The 14,783-nt window shown below is 71.1% G+C and carries 15 protein-coding genes; 1 reads left to right on the top strand and 14 read right to left on the bottom strand.

Features of this window, described 5'->3' with window-relative positions; genetic code table 11:
• Positions 1 to 94: 94 nt before the first annotated feature.
• The 3 genes from AB0J58_RS25400 to AB0J58_RS25390 all read right to left on the bottom strand — a co-directional run bounded on the left by AB0J58_RS25400 (position 95) and on the right by AB0J58_RS25390 (position 2,618).
• Complete coding sequence (locus AB0J58_RS25400) at positions 95 to 1,348, bottom strand: flavin-dependent oxidoreductase (protein ID WP_364219647.1); 1,254 nt, start codon at positions 1,346 to 1,348, stop codon at positions 95 to 97.
• A gap of 140 nt (positions 1,349 to 1,488) precedes the next feature.
• Positions 1,489 to 1,815: an antibiotic biosynthesis monooxygenase family protein gene (locus AB0J58_RS25395; RefSeq protein ID WP_364219644.1), complete on the bottom strand. Its 327-nt coding sequence runs from the start codon at positions 1,813 to 1,815 to the stop codon at positions 1,489 to 1,491.
• A 47-nt stretch (positions 1,816 to 1,862) separates the two neighbouring features.
• The gene (locus tag AB0J58_RS25390; RefSeq protein WP_364219641.1) at positions 1,863 to 2,618 is read right to left on the bottom strand and encodes an NAD(P)H-dependent oxidoreductase; all 756 of its coding nucleotides are present in this window, start codon (positions 2,616 to 2,618) and stop codon (positions 1,863 to 1,865) included.
• Between the two features lie 225 nt (positions 2,619 to 2,843).
• Between AB0J58_RS25390 and AB0J58_RS25385 the strand changes: the two genes are divergently transcribed.
• Complete coding sequence (locus AB0J58_RS25385; RefSeq protein ID WP_343963668.1) at positions 2,844 to 3,662, top strand: NAD(P)-binding domain-containing protein; 819 nt, start codon at positions 2,844 to 2,846, stop codon at positions 3,660 to 3,662.
• 85 nt (positions 3,663 to 3,747) lie between these two features.
• Here the strand turns inward: AB0J58_RS25385 and AB0J58_RS25380 are convergent, their stop codons facing one another.
• From AB0J58_RS25380 to AB0J58_RS25330, 11 genes are all read right to left on the bottom strand, one after another.
• The gene (locus tag AB0J58_RS25380) at positions 3,748 to 5,220 is read right to left on the bottom strand and encodes an FAD-dependent oxidoreductase (protein ID WP_364219638.1); all 1,473 of its coding nucleotides are present in this window, start codon (positions 5,218 to 5,220) and stop codon (positions 3,748 to 3,750) included.
• Positions 5,221 to 5,325: 105 nt separating this feature from the next.
• Entirely contained in the window at positions 5,326 to 6,483 is a 1,158-nt protein-coding gene (locus AB0J58_RS25375) for an acyl-CoA dehydrogenase family protein (RefSeq protein WP_364219635.1), read from the bottom strand.
• A 54-nt stretch (positions 6,484 to 6,537) separates the two neighbouring features.
• A complete protein-coding gene (locus tag AB0J58_RS25370; RefSeq protein ID WP_364219632.1) occupies positions 6,538 to 6,942 on the bottom strand; it encodes an OB-fold domain-containing protein in 405 nt (134 codons plus the stop codon).
• Positions 6,939 to 8,087 carry an acetyl-CoA acetyltransferase gene (locus AB0J58_RS25365; RefSeq protein WP_364219629.1) on the bottom strand — a complete coding sequence of 383 codons (1,149 nt, stop codon included), beginning with the start codon at positions 8,085 to 8,087 and terminating at the stop codon, positions 6,939 to 6,941. Before AB0J58_RS25365 ends, AB0J58_RS25370 begins: the two co-directional genes overlap by 4 nt.
• Positions 8,084 to 8,635, bottom strand: coding sequence for a MaoC/PaaZ C-terminal domain-containing protein (locus AB0J58_RS25360; protein ID WP_364219626.1), 552 nt, complete (start codon positions 8,633 to 8,635; stop codon positions 8,084 to 8,086). The genes AB0J58_RS25365 and AB0J58_RS25360 overlap by 4 nt, the downstream gene beginning before the upstream one ends.
• Complete coding sequence (locus AB0J58_RS25355) at positions 8,632 to 9,132, bottom strand: MaoC family dehydratase N-terminal domain-containing protein (RefSeq protein WP_364219623.1); 501 nt, start codon at positions 9,130 to 9,132, stop codon at positions 8,632 to 8,634. Before AB0J58_RS25355 ends, AB0J58_RS25360 begins: the two co-directional genes overlap by 4 nt.
• A complete protein-coding gene (locus tag AB0J58_RS25350) occupies positions 9,129 to 10,325 on the bottom strand; it encodes a RidA family protein (RefSeq protein WP_364219620.1) in 1,197 nt (398 codons plus the stop codon). Before AB0J58_RS25350 ends, AB0J58_RS25355 begins: the two co-directional genes overlap by 4 nt.
• Positions 10,322 to 11,707: an MmgE/PrpD family protein gene (locus AB0J58_RS25345; RefSeq protein ID WP_364219617.1), complete on the bottom strand. Its 1,386-nt coding sequence runs from the start codon at positions 11,705 to 11,707 to the stop codon at positions 10,322 to 10,324. The genes AB0J58_RS25350 and AB0J58_RS25345 overlap by 4 nt, the downstream gene beginning before the upstream one ends.
• Positions 11,704 to 12,924 (bottom strand): CoA transferase, encoded by a 1,221-nt coding sequence (locus tag AB0J58_RS25340; RefSeq protein WP_364219614.1) that lies wholly within the window; start codon positions 12,922 to 12,924, stop codon positions 11,704 to 11,706. Before AB0J58_RS25340 ends, AB0J58_RS25345 begins: the two co-directional genes overlap by 4 nt.
• Entirely contained in the window at positions 12,921 to 13,955 is a 1,035-nt protein-coding gene (locus tag AB0J58_RS25335) for an LLM class flavin-dependent oxidoreductase (protein ID WP_343963640.1), read from the bottom strand. The genes AB0J58_RS25340 and AB0J58_RS25335 overlap by 4 nt, the downstream gene beginning before the upstream one ends.
• Positions 13,952 to 14,488: a MaoC family dehydratase gene (locus AB0J58_RS25330; protein ID WP_364219611.1), complete on the bottom strand. Its 537-nt coding sequence runs from the start codon at positions 14,486 to 14,488 to the stop codon at positions 13,952 to 13,954. Before AB0J58_RS25330 ends, AB0J58_RS25335 begins: the two co-directional genes overlap by 4 nt.
• Positions 14,489 to 14,783 lie beyond the last annotated feature (295 nt).

Raw genomic sequence — 14,783 nt, 5'->3', positions numbered from 1 at the left:
CGTATCGAGGCGACAGGGCTCGCGCGGCGAGCACCGACGCCGGCATCCGCCTGGGGCGGATGCCGGCGTCGGTGAATCCGGCGGGGGAACGGGACTACTTACCTGATTCCAGCAGCGAGTTCACATCGCCGTCGGCGGAGTAGTGGCGTTCGACGGTGCTGCGGTAGGCGCTGGTGAGCGCTGCCAGGGCGGTGCTCTTGTCCTGGTCGGTGCGGGGGGCCATGGCACGTTCGGTGCGGTCCATGTTCCGGTTGGCGTGGATGATCGCGGTGGTGGCGGGACGCCGGGCGGTTTCGTAGCGCCGCAGCGCGGTGGCCGCATCGCCTTGGTGGGCGAGTTCGGCGGCGAGGCAGGCCGCGTCGAGGATGGCCTGCGAGGCACCGTTGGCGCCGATCGGGTACATCAGGTGGGCGGCATCGCCGAGCAGGGTGACCCGGCCGTTCCCCCAATCGGCCAGCGGATCGCGGTCGACCATGGGGTAGTGCAGGATCTGACCGCTCCGGGCGAGCATGTCCGGGACGTCGAGCCAGTCGAAGTCCCAGTGCAGGTAGTGGGGCAGCACATCCTCGAGTCGTCCGGGACGGTCCCAGTCGGCGTCGCCGGACACCTCCGGTCCGGGGGCGGTGACCAGGCACACCCAGTTGACCAGGGCCTTGCCGCGTTCGCGGTGGCGTGCCGAGATCGGGTAGGCGACCAGCCGGGTGGCCTGCTCGTCGCCGGCCACGATCATGGTGCGTCCGTCGAGGAAGTCGTCCAGCTCGGTCAGGCCACGCCACATGTGCACCCCGCCCGGGGACAGCGGAGCCTGGTCGGGATGGAGCTGGGAGCGGACCGCGGAGTGCAGCCCGTCGGCGCCGACCAGCGCGGCGCCCTCGAATACGCTCGTGCCGCCGGTGGCCCGGTCGTGGGTGTGGGCACGGACGCCGTCACGGGTGTGTTCGAAGGTGTGCAGGCGGGTTCCGGTGCGGACCGCGCCGGGGCCGAGCCGGTCGCGGACCGCGGCCAGCAACATCATCTGCAGTTCCCCGCGATGGATCGAGTACTGCGGGAACCGATGCCCGGCCGCGACACCCCGGGGTTCGGCCCACAGCGTGGTGCCCGTGTGGTCGAGGTAGCGGTGCTCGCGGGTGGGAATGCCGGTCGCCGCCAGCTCGTCGCCGAGTCCGAGGCCGACCAGCTCGGCGATGGCGGCGGGCTGGATGTTGATCCCGACCCCGAGCGGATGGATCTCGCCGGCGGCCTCCAGCACGATCGCGTCGATCCCCTGGGCGTGCAGGGCCAGGGCTGTGGTCAGCCCCCCGATCCCCGCGCCGGTGATCACGATGTCAGCGGTATTGGCGGTGGTCATGGTGACTGTTGTGCTCCTCGCGCGTCGATGATCTGCGGCGGGCTCGGGCCATGGAATCCGGCGATCGCCCCGCCGGCCGGACCGGTCGGCGGGGCGATCCGCGGTCGTCTCGGGACTCCCGGTCGGAGAGTCCTCAGAGATCAGGCATGGTGGATGGAGACCACCGAGTACACGTGCGGCGCCGGCTTCGCCAGCTCGGCCGTCCTCTTCCCGAGGGCCTGGACCTCCGGGTCGGCCATGGTGGCCTTGACGTCGTCCTGGCTGCGCCACTGGGCGAAGTTGACGACCCGGGTGCCGTCGACGCTGGCGAGTATGTTCACCGAGACGAAGCCCGGCCGGTTCTTTATCACCTTCTCGGTTCCCTCGTTCAGGAGGTCGATGAGCTCCTGCTGCTTCGACGCGTCGACATCAAAGACGTTGATGAGGGTCACCGGCGCACCGCCGACACGGATGACGGTTTCACTCATGAGGCGTATCTCCTTGTCAATCTCTCGTACGATCCATCTCTTCACTCCTATGACGAACCGCGACGGCCAGAGGTGACCGACCGCCCGGCCGGAGGCCGGGCGGCCAGCTCGGTCACCGCGGCCCGTGCCGCCGTCAGCGAGCTCGCCGCCAGCGCCCGGAAACGGGCCAGCCCCGGCACGTCCCCGGCTCGGGTCATCTCGGCGTGGACGAAGTGCAGGTCCTCTTCGGCCACCCCGAGGTCACCGAAGTACGCCCGCAGGTAGGGAGTCTGGAAGTCGAAGCCGTCCCGGGGCGTGCCCGGCCGGTAGCAGCCGCCTCGCGCGGTGACCACCACCACCGTCGTGCCGCGCAGCAGGCTGTCCCCGGTACCCGGGTCGGTGAACGCCCCGGGGAAGGTCACCCGGTCGATCCATGCCTTCAGCGCGGCGGGTACCGAGAAGTTGTACATCGGAACACCGATCAGCACCGTGTCCGTGGCCAGCAGCTCTGTGATCAGCGGCAGGGTCAGTGTCCACTCCCGTTCCTCGGCCGGGCCCTCGACCAGTACGGACACCTCGGCCGGCGGGACGCCGCCGTGTCGCTGCACCCGCTGGCCGAGGGTGACGAAGGCGGAGGTCACCAGTGGCACCGGGTCGGCGGCCAGGTCCCGGTAGCGGTATCCGGCGCCGTCGTGCAGCCCTCGCCAGGTGTCGGCGAACAACGCGGTCAGCTGTCTGCTGACCGAGTCATGGAAACGGGCGGCACTGGAATCCAGGTGCAGCAAGGACGTGGCCGGTTCCTCGACGGCCGGGGTGGTGATCATGCGGCCCCCTCTCTGTCACTGTGTGTGTCAAGTCGATGACGAACGGTGACGGGGAAAGGTGACCGGAAGGCCGCGCCGGAGGTGCCCGGCCGGGCGATCGTGGCCCCGCGCATGCTCGCCGACGGGCGATCCGGGAGGAATCATTCGGTGCGGGGCCCGGAACGCTTGGCGGCGGACCATCGATGCGGCAGAGTGAAACATTGTTTCCCTTTTGGAGGTCGCGCTGTGCGTTACGTCATCATCGGTTGTGGCAACGTGGGCATGGAACTCGCCCGCCGCTGGACCTCCGCGGGTCATCAGGTGACCGGCACCACCACCTCGGCCGAGCGTGTCGACGAGCTCAAGGCCGTCTGCGCCGACGTGGCGGTCCTGCGGGGCAGCGACAGCACGGCGGTGCGGGACGCGACGCGCGACGCCGACGCCGTCGTGCTGACGGTGAGCCCACGGATCGCCCGCTCCTTTGACGCGAACGGCCGGATCGCCGAGTACGCGGACACCCTCACCGCCACCGCGCGGACCGCCGCCGCCGTGCACCCGCGAGTCGTCTTCACCAGTTCGACGTCCGTCTACGGTTCCGGTGACGGCCGACCGCTGGACGAGTCGAGCCCGACGACCGACGATCCGGACGCGTCGCCGCGCAACTTCGTCGCCGCCGAGGACGCCGTCCTGGCCACGCCGCGCGGGGCGGTGGTGCGCATCCCCGATGTGTACGGGCACCCGCGCGACATCGACTACGTGACCCGGGTGAAGCTCGCCCACGAGATGCTCGGCGGCAGCGTGCCGTTCGCGGCGGACGCCCTGCTGTACCGCGTCGACTACCGCGACGCGGCCGCCGCGCTCGACTTCGTGGTGAGCCATGACCTCGTCGGGGTCTTCAACGCGGTCCCGGACGGAGTCGTGCCGCCGGCCAACGAGGAGGTGTTCGGCCGGATCTGCGCCGAGCAGGGCTGGCCGGAGCTGAGCTACCGCGCCGAGATCAAGACCCCGTCGGTACCGGTGAGCTCCGCCAGGCTGCGGGCGGCGGGTTTCCGCTTCGCGCACTGACCCACCCGAGCCGGGTCGCTCCTTTCCGGTACGGCTCGGTCGCTCCCAGGCCGTACGGTCCGGTCACCCCTGGCCGTACGGCCGGTCACTTCCCGGCCATGGCGAGCCGGCGGCCCACCAGCCGGCCGAAGGCCATGGCCGGGGTGAGGCACATGCCGGAACAGAACGCGTTGCCGTTGACGGCGGCGGAGCCGATCACCTCACCGACCGCGTACAGGCCGGGAATGACCTGCCCGTCGCCGCGACGCACCCGCAGCCGCGCGTCCACGTCGAGTCCCACGAAGGTGATCAGGGTGACCGGGTGGTTCTCGATCGCGTAGTACGGCGGCTCGGCGATCGGCGCGGGCAGGTGGGCTCGGGCGAAGTCGGGGTCCCGCCCAGCCGCCACGAAGAGGTTGTACCGGGTCACCTCGTCGATGAGCCCGGCCGCGTCGATGCCCGCCTGCTCGGCGAGTCCGGCCAGGTCGGAGGCCTGGTGCACGCCGCGGCGCCGCCCGCACTGCGCGACCAGCTCGGCTGGACTCCACCCGTGGACCATCGGCTGTGACTCGCGGAGCGCCCGCGCGTCGAACACCATCCAGAAGGTCATCTGCTCGATGGTGGTGAGCACCCGTTCCTTGCGGTCGATGCTCGGCTCGTCCTCGGCGATCCAGCGGCGGCCGCGCCGGTCGACGTAGATCTCCCAGGGGGGCCGCTCGACGGCCACCAGCTGGGGCCGGTGCGACCAGTCCACCCGCAGGTCCCCGTCGTTCGGGGGCAGCCCGCCGAAGGTCGGGATGTACATGCCGGAACCCTGCAGGCCGGCCCCGGCCCGCCGGCCCATCAGCAGCCCGTCGCCGGTGGAGGTGGGGGCTGCCGAGGTGGTCAGCGGCGCGCCCTCCAGCTCGGCGAACAGCTCCGGCTCGTACCCGAATCCACCGGTGGCGAGTACCACCGCGGGTGCCCGCCACCGGGTGCCGTCCTCGGCGATCACCCCGGTCGCCGCGCCGTCCTCGATCAGCAGCTCGGTGACCCGTACCCCGCAGCGCAGGTCGATCCGGCCGGCGGCGCGGTGCGCGTCCAGCAGCGGGCGCAGCGCGGCCAGGATCGCCGGGCCGCCGGGCAGGGCGGTGGCGTGGACGGTGCGTGGTGTGCGATACGGCTCGTGACCGTGGACGATGCGGGGGGTCTGCGGGTCGGGGACGAATCCGGACGCGATCAGCCATTCCAGCACGGCCGGCTGCTCGCGCAGTGACAGCCTGGTCAGATCCTCGCGAGCGGTGCCCCGGCTGATGCGCCGGATGTCCTCGAAGTGACGTTCCGGATCGTCGTCGATGCCGCGCTCGCGCTGTGCGGAGAACCCTCCGGCGGACAGGTGGCCGCCGGAGTAGGGCAGCGCGCCTCCCACGTCGGGCGCCTTCTCCAGCAGCAGCACCCTGGCCCCCGCGTCCGCGGCGGTGATGGCGCAGGCGAGGCCGCCGGGCCCGGCCCCCACGATGATCATCGCCGGTCGCGCGCCCTCGGCGTCGACGCCGGTGGCGGGTGACCGGGCGGGGCGCGTTCCCGGGGCGGATGCCACGCGTGTCTCTCGCTCAGCCGCGAAATGTGTTTCCATAATAGGAACAGTGTTTCCATCGACCGGGTGGGGCGTCAAGGCGTGATCACCAGCCGGCCGACGGTGGTTTCAGAGGGCCGTCTCGCCGCGGAGGACGGACTTGGCCACCAGCGTGCGCAGGACGTCGTTCGTGCCCTCGCCGATGCTCATCAGGATCGAGTCGCGGTAGAGGCGCTCCACCTCGTACTCGGTGGAGTAGCCGTAGCCACCATGGATCTTCATAGCGTCGATCGACGCCGCCAGGGCGACCTCGGAGCAGAAGATCTTCGCCATGCCCGTCTCCCCGTCGGCGCGCCCCTTGCGGACCGCGTCCGCGGCCCAGTAGGCCATCAGACGAGCGGCCTGGACCTGGGTGGACAGGTTCCCCAGCTGCAACTGGATCGCCTGGAAGTCGGCGATGGCCTGGTTGAACGCCCTGCGCTGCTTGGCGTAGGCGAACGCCTCGTCATGGGCGCGCTGGGCGATGCCGACCGAACGCGCGGCGATGTTCACCCGGCCCCACTCCAGGGCGGAGAGCGCGTGCTGCATCCCCTTGCCCTCGACACCGCCGAGCAGGTTCTCCCTGGGGACGCGCACATTGTCGAGCACCACCTCGCAGGACTCGGTGCCCTTGTAGCCGAGCTTGGGGATGTCCTTGGTGACCCGGTAGCCCTCCAGGGAGGAGTCCACCAGGAGCACGCTCATGCCCTTGTGCGCGGGGGAGGTGCCCGGGTCGGTCTTGACCAGGACCGGGAGCGGATCCGCGTAACGCGCGTTGGTGATCCACATCTTGGTGCCGTTGACGACGTAGTGGTCACCGTCGAGCGTCGCGGTGGTGCGGATGCCCTGCAGGTCGGTGCCGGCGTCGGGCTCGGTGAGGCCGATGCCGGTACGGCGGACGCCGGCGGCGAGGTCGGGAAGGTACTTCCGCTTCTGCTCCTCCGTGCCGCGCATCGCGATCATCCGGCAGGCCAGGGAGTGGCTGCCCAGGATGCCGGCGATGCCCATCCAGCCACGGGCTATCTCCTCGAAGACCAGCGCGAACGAGACGGGGTCGAGATCGAGGCCGCCGTACTCCTCGGGAATCGTCATCCCGAACAGGCCCATCTCCCGCATCCCGTCGACGATCTCCGTCGGATAGCGGCCGGACTGCTCCCACTCGCGGGCGACCGGGATGATCTCCCGATCGACGAAGTCGCGCAGGACGGCGCGGAACTCGCGCTGGTCCTCGTCAAGCTGGAAATCCACTGCGACTGCCTTTCTTGACCGGAGCCTCCGTGGACTCCGGTGTTCGGAAGCTGTTCAGGAGACGTCGGCGGGAACGAAGACGGGAAGGGCACGCCCGTCACCGAGGCCCACCCAGGTGAGCCGGACCGGGTCGTCGATGCGCCACTCCTCCTCCGGTCGGCCCTCCAGCCGGGTGAGCAGGATGACTCCCTCGGCCAGCCGGACGCGGGCGATGACGTAGGGAACGTCGAGTTCCGGGCGCGGCGCCCGGTGCACGACGGTGAACGAGTCCACCACGCCGGTCCCGGCCGACGTGCTCCAGTCCAGACGGTCGGAGCCGCAGTGCACGCACAGCGCGCGCGGCGGGTGCTGCGTCCCCGCGCAGCCGGCGCAGGTCTGCACCAGCAGCCGACGGTCCCTGGTCGCCTCCCACCAGGGCAGGGTGATCTCGTCGGGCGGCGGAACCTCGGGGGCGATCACGCGTCCACCCCCAGCACCACGGTGGCGTGCGTCGACAGGATTCCTCCCGTACCGTGGGCCAGCGCGAGACGCGCGCCGGGAACCTGCCGGTCACCGGCCTCGCCGCGCAGCTGCGCCACCGCCTCGATCAGCAACATGACCCCGAACTGGCCGGGATGGCAGTAGGACAGGCCACCGCCCGAGGTGTTGAGCGGGAAGTCGCCACCCGGGCGGATCCTGCCGTCCGCGATCCAGTCCAGCGCCTCGCCCCGGCCGCAGAAGCCCAGTGCCTCCAGGGTGAGCGCCACGGTGATCGTGAACGAGTCGTAGACCTGCGCCACGTCGATGTCGGCCGGGGTGACGCCGGCCCGCGCGAACGCGTCGGCGCCGGAGCCGACCGCGCCGGTCACGGTCAGGTCGGCGACGGCGGTCATCGAGGTGTTGGTGGTGCGCTCGCCGTACCCGAGCACCTCCACCGGCTTCCTGCGCAGGTCCCTCGCGCGCTCGGAGGAGGTCAGCACGACGGCGCCGCCGCCGTCGGTGACCAGGCAGCAGTCCAGAGCGGTCAGCGGGCTGGAGATCATCGTGGAGCCGACCACCTCCTCGGCGGTCAGCGACCGGGTGCCGTGGCGGAACGCGGCGGGGTTCAGCAGCGCCCACTCCCGCGCCGCCACGGCGACCTCGGCGAGCTGCTCCCGCGTCCCGCCGCACATGTGAAGGTAGCGCCGCGCGGCCATCGCGTAGTACGAGAGCGGAAAGAGCGGGCCGTACGGCGTCTCGAACTGGGCCTCCGGCGTGTGGTCCTCCACCACGCCCCCGAGAGAGCGGGAACGGGCCGACCGCTGGTTGGAGGCGAAGCTGATCACGACGGTCTCGGCCTGACCCGCCTGGATGGCCTGGGTCGCCCGCGCGACGAACATCTCGAAGGCGGAGCCGCCCGCGTACGTCGAGTCGGTCCAGCGCGGCTGGAGCCCGAAGTGGTCGGCGAGCTGGGTCGCGGAGAACCGGGAGACCCCGGTCGTCGCCAGCCCGTCGACGTCACGCAGGGTCAGCCCCGCGTCGGCGAGCGCCCGGCCGATCGCCTGGGCCTGCAGGCCGAGAACAGACCGGTTGGTGACCCCGAGATCCGACTCGGCGGCCCCGACGATCGCGACACCGGTCCTCATCTCGCCTCCGGTCTGTCGGCGACGCCGAGTCTCGCCTCCGGTCTGTCGGCGACGCCGAGTCTCGCCTCCGGTCTGTCGGCGACGCCGAGTCTCGCCTCCGGTCCGTCGGCGACGCCGAGTCTCGCCCCCGGTCCGTCGGCGACGCCGAGCAGGACCCGGGCGCGCGCGGGACCCGCGGCGACCCGGTCGACCCCGCCGTCGGCACCGATCACGACCACCCGCTGGCTGAGCACCAGGAAGTCGTCACCGACCTCCGAGACCGTGCCCTCGCAGCGGACCGTCTCCTCGGCGAAGACCAGCGACCTGAAAGCGAAGTCCAGTTCACGCACGAAACACCGCGGACCGAGCCAGTCCTGGATCTGCTCGACCAGCAGGGCCCCGAACACCTGGCCGTCGACGACCGGCGCGGGGACCCGCTGCCTGGCGACGAACTCGGAGTCGTAGTGCAGCCGGTACCAGTCCCAGGTGGCTCCCGCGTAGGCGACCATGTCCGCGAGCCCGATCCTGCGTTCGAGCGGGGGGACGACCTCCCCGGGTTCGTGGGTCATGCCCCGGCCTCCAGCGATACGAAAATGATGGTCTCCTCGTTCTCCGCGAGCAGCTCGCCCCGCTGGTCGGTGTAGGCCGCCCGCGAGGTGACGATCAGCATCCCCGCGCCGGACCTGGTGGTCTTCTCCGTCGCGTCCTTGATCTCCCAGGTGGCGGTGACGACATCGTCGGGGCGGATCCGGCGGTGGAAGACGTAGGAGTTGCCGCCGCGGACCTTGCGGGTGCCCGGGATCTCGATCCCCCAGTTGTGCCCGGCGTCGCCGTCGGGGCCTATCGGCAGGCCGGCGTACTGGTTCGTCTCGCAGATCAGGGTGGGCGGCGCGGTCACCCCGGCCAGCCCCTGGGCGCGCGCGTACTCGGGATCGGAGTACAGCGGGTTGTCGTCCCCGACGGCCAGGCCGAAGTACCTGCACGCGGCGGCGCCGAGCTCCTCCGGCGCGGTGTAGACCCGCCTGCGCCCGACGAGCGCGCGGATCTCCTCGGTGAGCAGCGTCACGACGGGTCCTTCGGATAGAGGGCGGTCGGGAACACCTCGAGCAGGAACTCGGGACGGAGCAACTCCTTGCAGATCGCTCCGGTCGAGGCCGGCCACGGGGGTGAGAGCAGGCGCTCACGGACCGGCGCGACCACGCGGTAGTCCGGCAGGGCCGACTCGACGCAGAACTCGACGGTCGAGAGCAGGTTCTCGGGACCGAGACCGGCGTGGGAGAGCAGATGCCGGATCGCCCCGTAGGTCTCCTCGGCCTGCGCCTTGAGATCGCCGGGGTGGAGCGCCTCCTGGGTCTCCATGTCCAGCGCCGCGAAACCGGACATGAACAGCGTGCGGCCCGCCCGGACGCCCGGCGAGTAGGTCAGGGTGTCGTACCGGGACCAGCCCGGGTTCACCGGTTCCAGCGGATGCCTGGAGGCGGTGACGTCGATCGCGACCATGGACTCCGGGTGGTGCAGGCGGCTCATCAGGATGCCCCCGGCCCCCGGGTACACCCCCGCTCCGCCGAGTCGTTCCTTGCGCACCCGGTGGCTCTTGCGGTAGACGCCGCGGGACGCGGGAGTCGAGTAGTCGTAGGTGGTGACGGCGTTGTCCAGGGACAGTCCCGCCTGGCGCAGCAGCGCGTCCGCCCGGTCGAGGCAGTACGCGTACTGGCCCACGAAGTCGCCGGGGGAGACGATGTCGCCGGACTCGTCGACGGGCACGACGGTCGGCAGGTACACCGTGCCGTCATGCCCCTCGCGCACCGGGGAGGCGGCCCACCCGCCGGCGGCCGGCAGTTCGGTGCCGCCGCCCCTGACGGCGTGCATCTCGATCTCCAGCAACGCGGCCGAGCGGACCAGTCGCTCCACCACCACCGTGGAGAGCGTGGGCCGGTGCGTCCCGAAGACCTCCTCGCGCACGGCGGCCGCGGCCTCGTAGTCGGGCAGGCCCGCGAGGGTGACGTTCTCCGTCACGTGCACCACGTCGTCCGGGCCGAGGCCGGCGGCCTCGATGATCGTCAGCACCTTCCGGTAGGCGATCCGTGCCTGCTCCTCCATGGTGCCGGAGACGACCATCTTGCCGAGCGCCTCGTCCCGTGCGGCCGCGGTGTGCCCGGACGACCAGGCGCTGTCGCCTTCGGACAGTGCGAGGCAGAAGGTGAAGCCCTCGTAGGGGAACCAGGGGAACTCGGCGGGTCTGACAGCTCGCAACGTCATCTCTGCTCCTGACTACGCTGGGCGAACTCGGCCGCGGCGGCGGCCGCGGCGCTCAGTACGGCGGTGAGATCCGGTTGCCGGTCGAGCGCCTCGACGACGTCGACGAGCCCGGTCGCCCGGCCTCCCACGTTGCCCTCGAACTTGGCTATCAGCGCGTCCCGGCTGAGCGGGTTGGCCCCGCCCCCCTCGCTGCGCCGCACGGAACCGTCGACGACCCGGCCGTCGCGGAGCCTGACGGAGACGCGTCCCGGCGCGTCGGCGGCGACGAGCCCCGAGGGCTCGGCGACCTCCCAGCGGACCCGGGCGGCGAGCTCGCTCACCTCGGCACGGGCGATCGAGCGCGGCTCGAAGGTGTCCAGGCTCACCCCCCGGTCGACGACCAGTGCCGCGACGGTCCAGGGGAGCGAGAACTTCGCGGCGTAGGCGCTCGCCGGTCGCAGCAGGTCGCGGGAGGTGTCGCAGACCACCGAGGCGGAGTCGGGGTGGACCTGGGCATGTATCTCGCAGACGTCCTCGGGGCCGAACGGCTCGCGCGCCATCGCGTCGAGGGTCGCCCCCATGGTGGCGTGCGAGAGCTGGCAGGCCGCGTATGGCTTTATGCCGATCCGGGTGGTCTCCCACCGGTCGCCGAGGTCGGCGGTGATCGACCGCGGGTCCACGCCACCCTGAGCGAGCGCGTCGAAGACGCCGTGTGGCCCTTCGAAGACCGTCTCCGGCCCGGTGGCACCCGCCGCCGCCAGGCGGGCGGCGATGACGCCCGACTGCGAGGCGAACCCGGGATGGAGCTGTTTGGTGGAGGCCCCGGTGCCGAGGAAGGCCAGCAGGCCCCCCGCCTGGCTGCCCGCGATGCCCAGCGCGTCGGTGGTCCGGGCGACGTCCAGGCCGAGCAGCCGCGCGGCGACCAGAGCCGAGGAGAAGACGCCCGCGACCATCGTCGCGTGCAGGCCGCGCGCGTGGAATCCGTGCGGGGCGGCGGCGGCCACCCGGCAGGCGGTCTCGTACCCCGCCACGGCGGCGGTGAGCACCTCCCGGCCTGACGCGCCGACCTGCTCGCCGACGGCGAACGCCGCGGGCAGGACGACGGCGGTGGCGTGCACGAGGCCGCCGGCGTGGGTGTCGTCGAAGTCGAGGGCGTGCACGAGCGTGCCGTTGGCGAGGGCCGCGGCGGGCGCCGAGAGCCGGTGGCCGGTGCCGAGGACCGTCGCCTCGGCGGGGCCGCCGAGGTCTCGCGCCACGGTCAGCGCGGGGGCCGCGGCTCCGGTCCGGTAGGCGCCGAGCGCGGTGCCGACCCCGTCGAGCAGGTGCCGGGTGGCGGCCTGGCGGACCGATGCGGGAACGTCGGTCAGACCGAGCGCCCAGGCGGCCAGCTCCCGAGCGATCATCGGGTGGCCGCCCCGGTCACCTCGCCGAACGCGCCCTGGGCCGTCAGCTCGTCGATCGTCGCCTCGTCGTATCCCACGATGTCACGGACCACCAGGTCGAAGTCCTCGTTGCGGAGCGGGGCACGGCGGTAGGTCGGCGGCTCGCTGCCGACCCGCACCGGTGAGGCGACCTGTTCGACCGTGCCGAACCGGGGGTGCTCGGTGGTGACGCGCAACCCGCGCGCCCTGGTGTGCTCCTCCGCCAGCGCGGCCGCGACGTCGTTGATGGGCGCACAGGGGATCGAGGCCGGATACAGGACCTTCAGCCACTCGGCCACGGTGCGCTTCCGGAAGATCTCTTCCAGGAGTCCGAGCAGTTCCACACTGTTTCGCTGCCGGCCCGCGAACGAGCCGTAGGGGGAGTCCGGCTCGGCCCATTCGGGATGGCCGACGACGTCGGCGAGGCGCGCCCAGAACTTCTCCTTGGCGCAGCCGACGACCAGCCAGCCGTCACTGGCCTCGAACGCCTGGAAAGGCACCAGCGAGGGGTGGGCCGAGTGGCGGGTACGGGCCGGGGTGAAGCCCGCGTTCAGGTGCCAGGCAGCCGGATAGGTCAGCATCCCGATCGCGGTGTCGTACAGGCTGACGTCGCAGTCCATGCCCGTCCCGTCGCGTCGTGCCGCGTGCACGCCGGCCAGCAGCGAGAGGGCGGCGACCAGCCCGCCCGAGTAGTCGACCAGGGAGAGCCCGGACTTGGTGGGCGGCCCGTCGGGCTCGCCGGTGAGATCCATCCAACCGGCCAGGCCCTGGAGCACGTAGTCGTAGCCAGGCTCCTTCCGGCGCGGGCCGGTCATCCCGAAACCGGTGAGCGAGCAGCAGACGATGGCCGGGTTCAGATGCCTGAGGTCGTCGTAGGTGATACCGATCTTCGCCGGGACGTCGCCGCGGAGGTTGGAGTAGACCACGTCGGAGACCTTCACCAGGTCCTCGAAGACCCTGCGCCCGGCCGCCGAGGACAGGTCCAGGGACAGGCTGCGCTTGTTGCGGTTGAAGGTCTCGAAGAACAGCGAGTCCTCACCCTCGCCGTACGGCGGCACGTAGCGGCCGACGTCACCGCCCACCCTCGGGTCCTCGATCTTGATCACTTGGGCGCCGAGATCGGCGAGGTGCACGCTGCCGAACGGACCGGCCCCGTACTGCTCGACGGCGATGATCCGGATGTCTTCCAGAGGCTTCAAGAGGTGCTCCCTGCGATGTCTGCCATGAGCGACAGGATCTCGTTCTGAGCCGCGCGGATCTCGGCGGCGGTGAGCCCGTGGGTCGGCGGGCTGAGCTTCACCGAATCGGCCTTCCCCGCGTAACCGGCGATGCGTTCGGCCACCTGGTCGCGGGTGCCGGTCATGGTGAGCACGTCGACCATCTCCGGGGAGACGGAGCCGGCGAGGTAGTCCGCGCCCCGGCCCTGCCGGAACGCGTCGACGACCGCCCGCTGCTGGTCGGCCAGGCCGTGGAAACCGAAGAAGTCGGCGTAGGTGCGGACGCTGGCGTAGAAGCCGACGACCCCCGACACGCGGCGGACGGCTGTCCGCCGGTCGCCGGCGACGGAGCAGCAGGCGGACACCACGACGTCGAAGTCCGCGCGCCTCTTACCCTCGACCCGGGCGATCCCCGCCTCCAGCTCCGGCAGGACCAGCTCGTCCAGGTAGCGCGGGGAGCAGAGCTCGTGGCTGATCCAGCCGTCGCCGATCGTCCCGGCCAGCCGGGTCATCACCGGTCCCATCGCCGCCAGGTAGATCGGGATGTCCGTCCGCCGCACCCCGAAGGGCCGCTCGTAGCCCCGCATCCGCATCGGCTCGTACTCGCCGGTGAGGGCGATCTCGGCGCCGGTGGTGCAGGTCTCCCAGAAGTGGCGGATGTTCCGGACGGTCTCCCTCATGTGCCCGGCGGGCTTGCCGAAGCGGGCGTTGTGCCAGTCCTCGTTGAGCCGCCGCACACCGGTTCCCAGCCCCAGGACGAAGCGCCCGTCCGACAGCTCGTCGATGTCGAGCGCCTCCAGGGCGGTGATCATCGGGCTGCGGGTGAAGGCGAGCGCGATGGCGGTGCCGATCCTGGCCCGCCTGGTGGCCGTCGCGAGAGCCGCCGCGGTGACGGTGGCGCTGCGATGCAGCTCGGGAACCCAGATGACCTCGGCGCCCGCGGCCTCCGCCCTGCGGGCCACCTCCGTCAGCTCCCCGAGGGACTCACCCCAGGGGGCGAAAGTGATCCTCATGGGTGGGACGGCCCCTGGTCGCCGGTGAGCGGCTTCTTGCCGGTCGGGAAGAGGCCCTCCAGCTGGGGCGCGCCCCTTCTGTAGACGTAGAAGGTGCGCTTGAACGAGCAGACCTCGTCCCCGTCCTGGTTGAGCGTCCGGGTGCGCACGGTGACGATGCCCGCGTGGGGGCGGCTGCCGGACTCCCGCTTCTCCAGCACGAGCGACTCGCTGTACAACGTGTCACCCGCGAAGACCGGGTGGGTCATCCTGATCTCGTCCCAGCCCAGGTTGGCGAACGCGTTCTGGGTGATGTCGGTGACGCTCTGCCCGACCGCGATCGCCACGGTCAGGGTGGAGACGACGAGCGGCCTGGTGAACTCGGACCGCGCGGCGTACTCGGTGTTGAAGTGCGTCTGGTTGGTGTTCATCGTCAGCAAGGTGAACCACGTGTTGTCGGACTCGGTGACCGTCCGGCCCAGGGGATGCTGGTAGATGTCACCCACTTCGAAGTCCTCGAAGAAGCGGCCCTTCCATCCCTCTTTGATCGCCATTGCCTTCCCCGGATGCTCGCGTCGATAGATAATGTCAGACGTATGAAGCGTAGGGCAATGAGGTGGCCCTGTCTAAGGTGTCCGATGTCCAGGTGCCACCGGCGTGAGGTGCCATTCACATCGTTCAACAGGCAGAACAGGGATGCTCGTCGAGTCGGGCCGCCGTGCTGCCCGACGGCAGGAGTGCCGGGGAAAGCACCTGTGGCAAATACATCAGATATTTCAAGCGAGCCTTCCCCTCCGGGCATGTGGAAACCGGGGGGGAACCCGGGCCGGAACTCTCGGAGGCGTCCGG

The sequence above is a fragment of the Streptosporangium sp. NPDC049644 genome (genome assembly GCF_040675205.1).
Lineage (GTDB): Bacteria > Actinomycetota > Actinomycetes > Streptosporangiales > Streptosporangiaceae > Streptosporangium > Streptosporangium fukuiense.
Note: the sequence above shows the minus strand (reverse complement) of the source record. Positions and strands in the feature narration are given on the sequence as shown.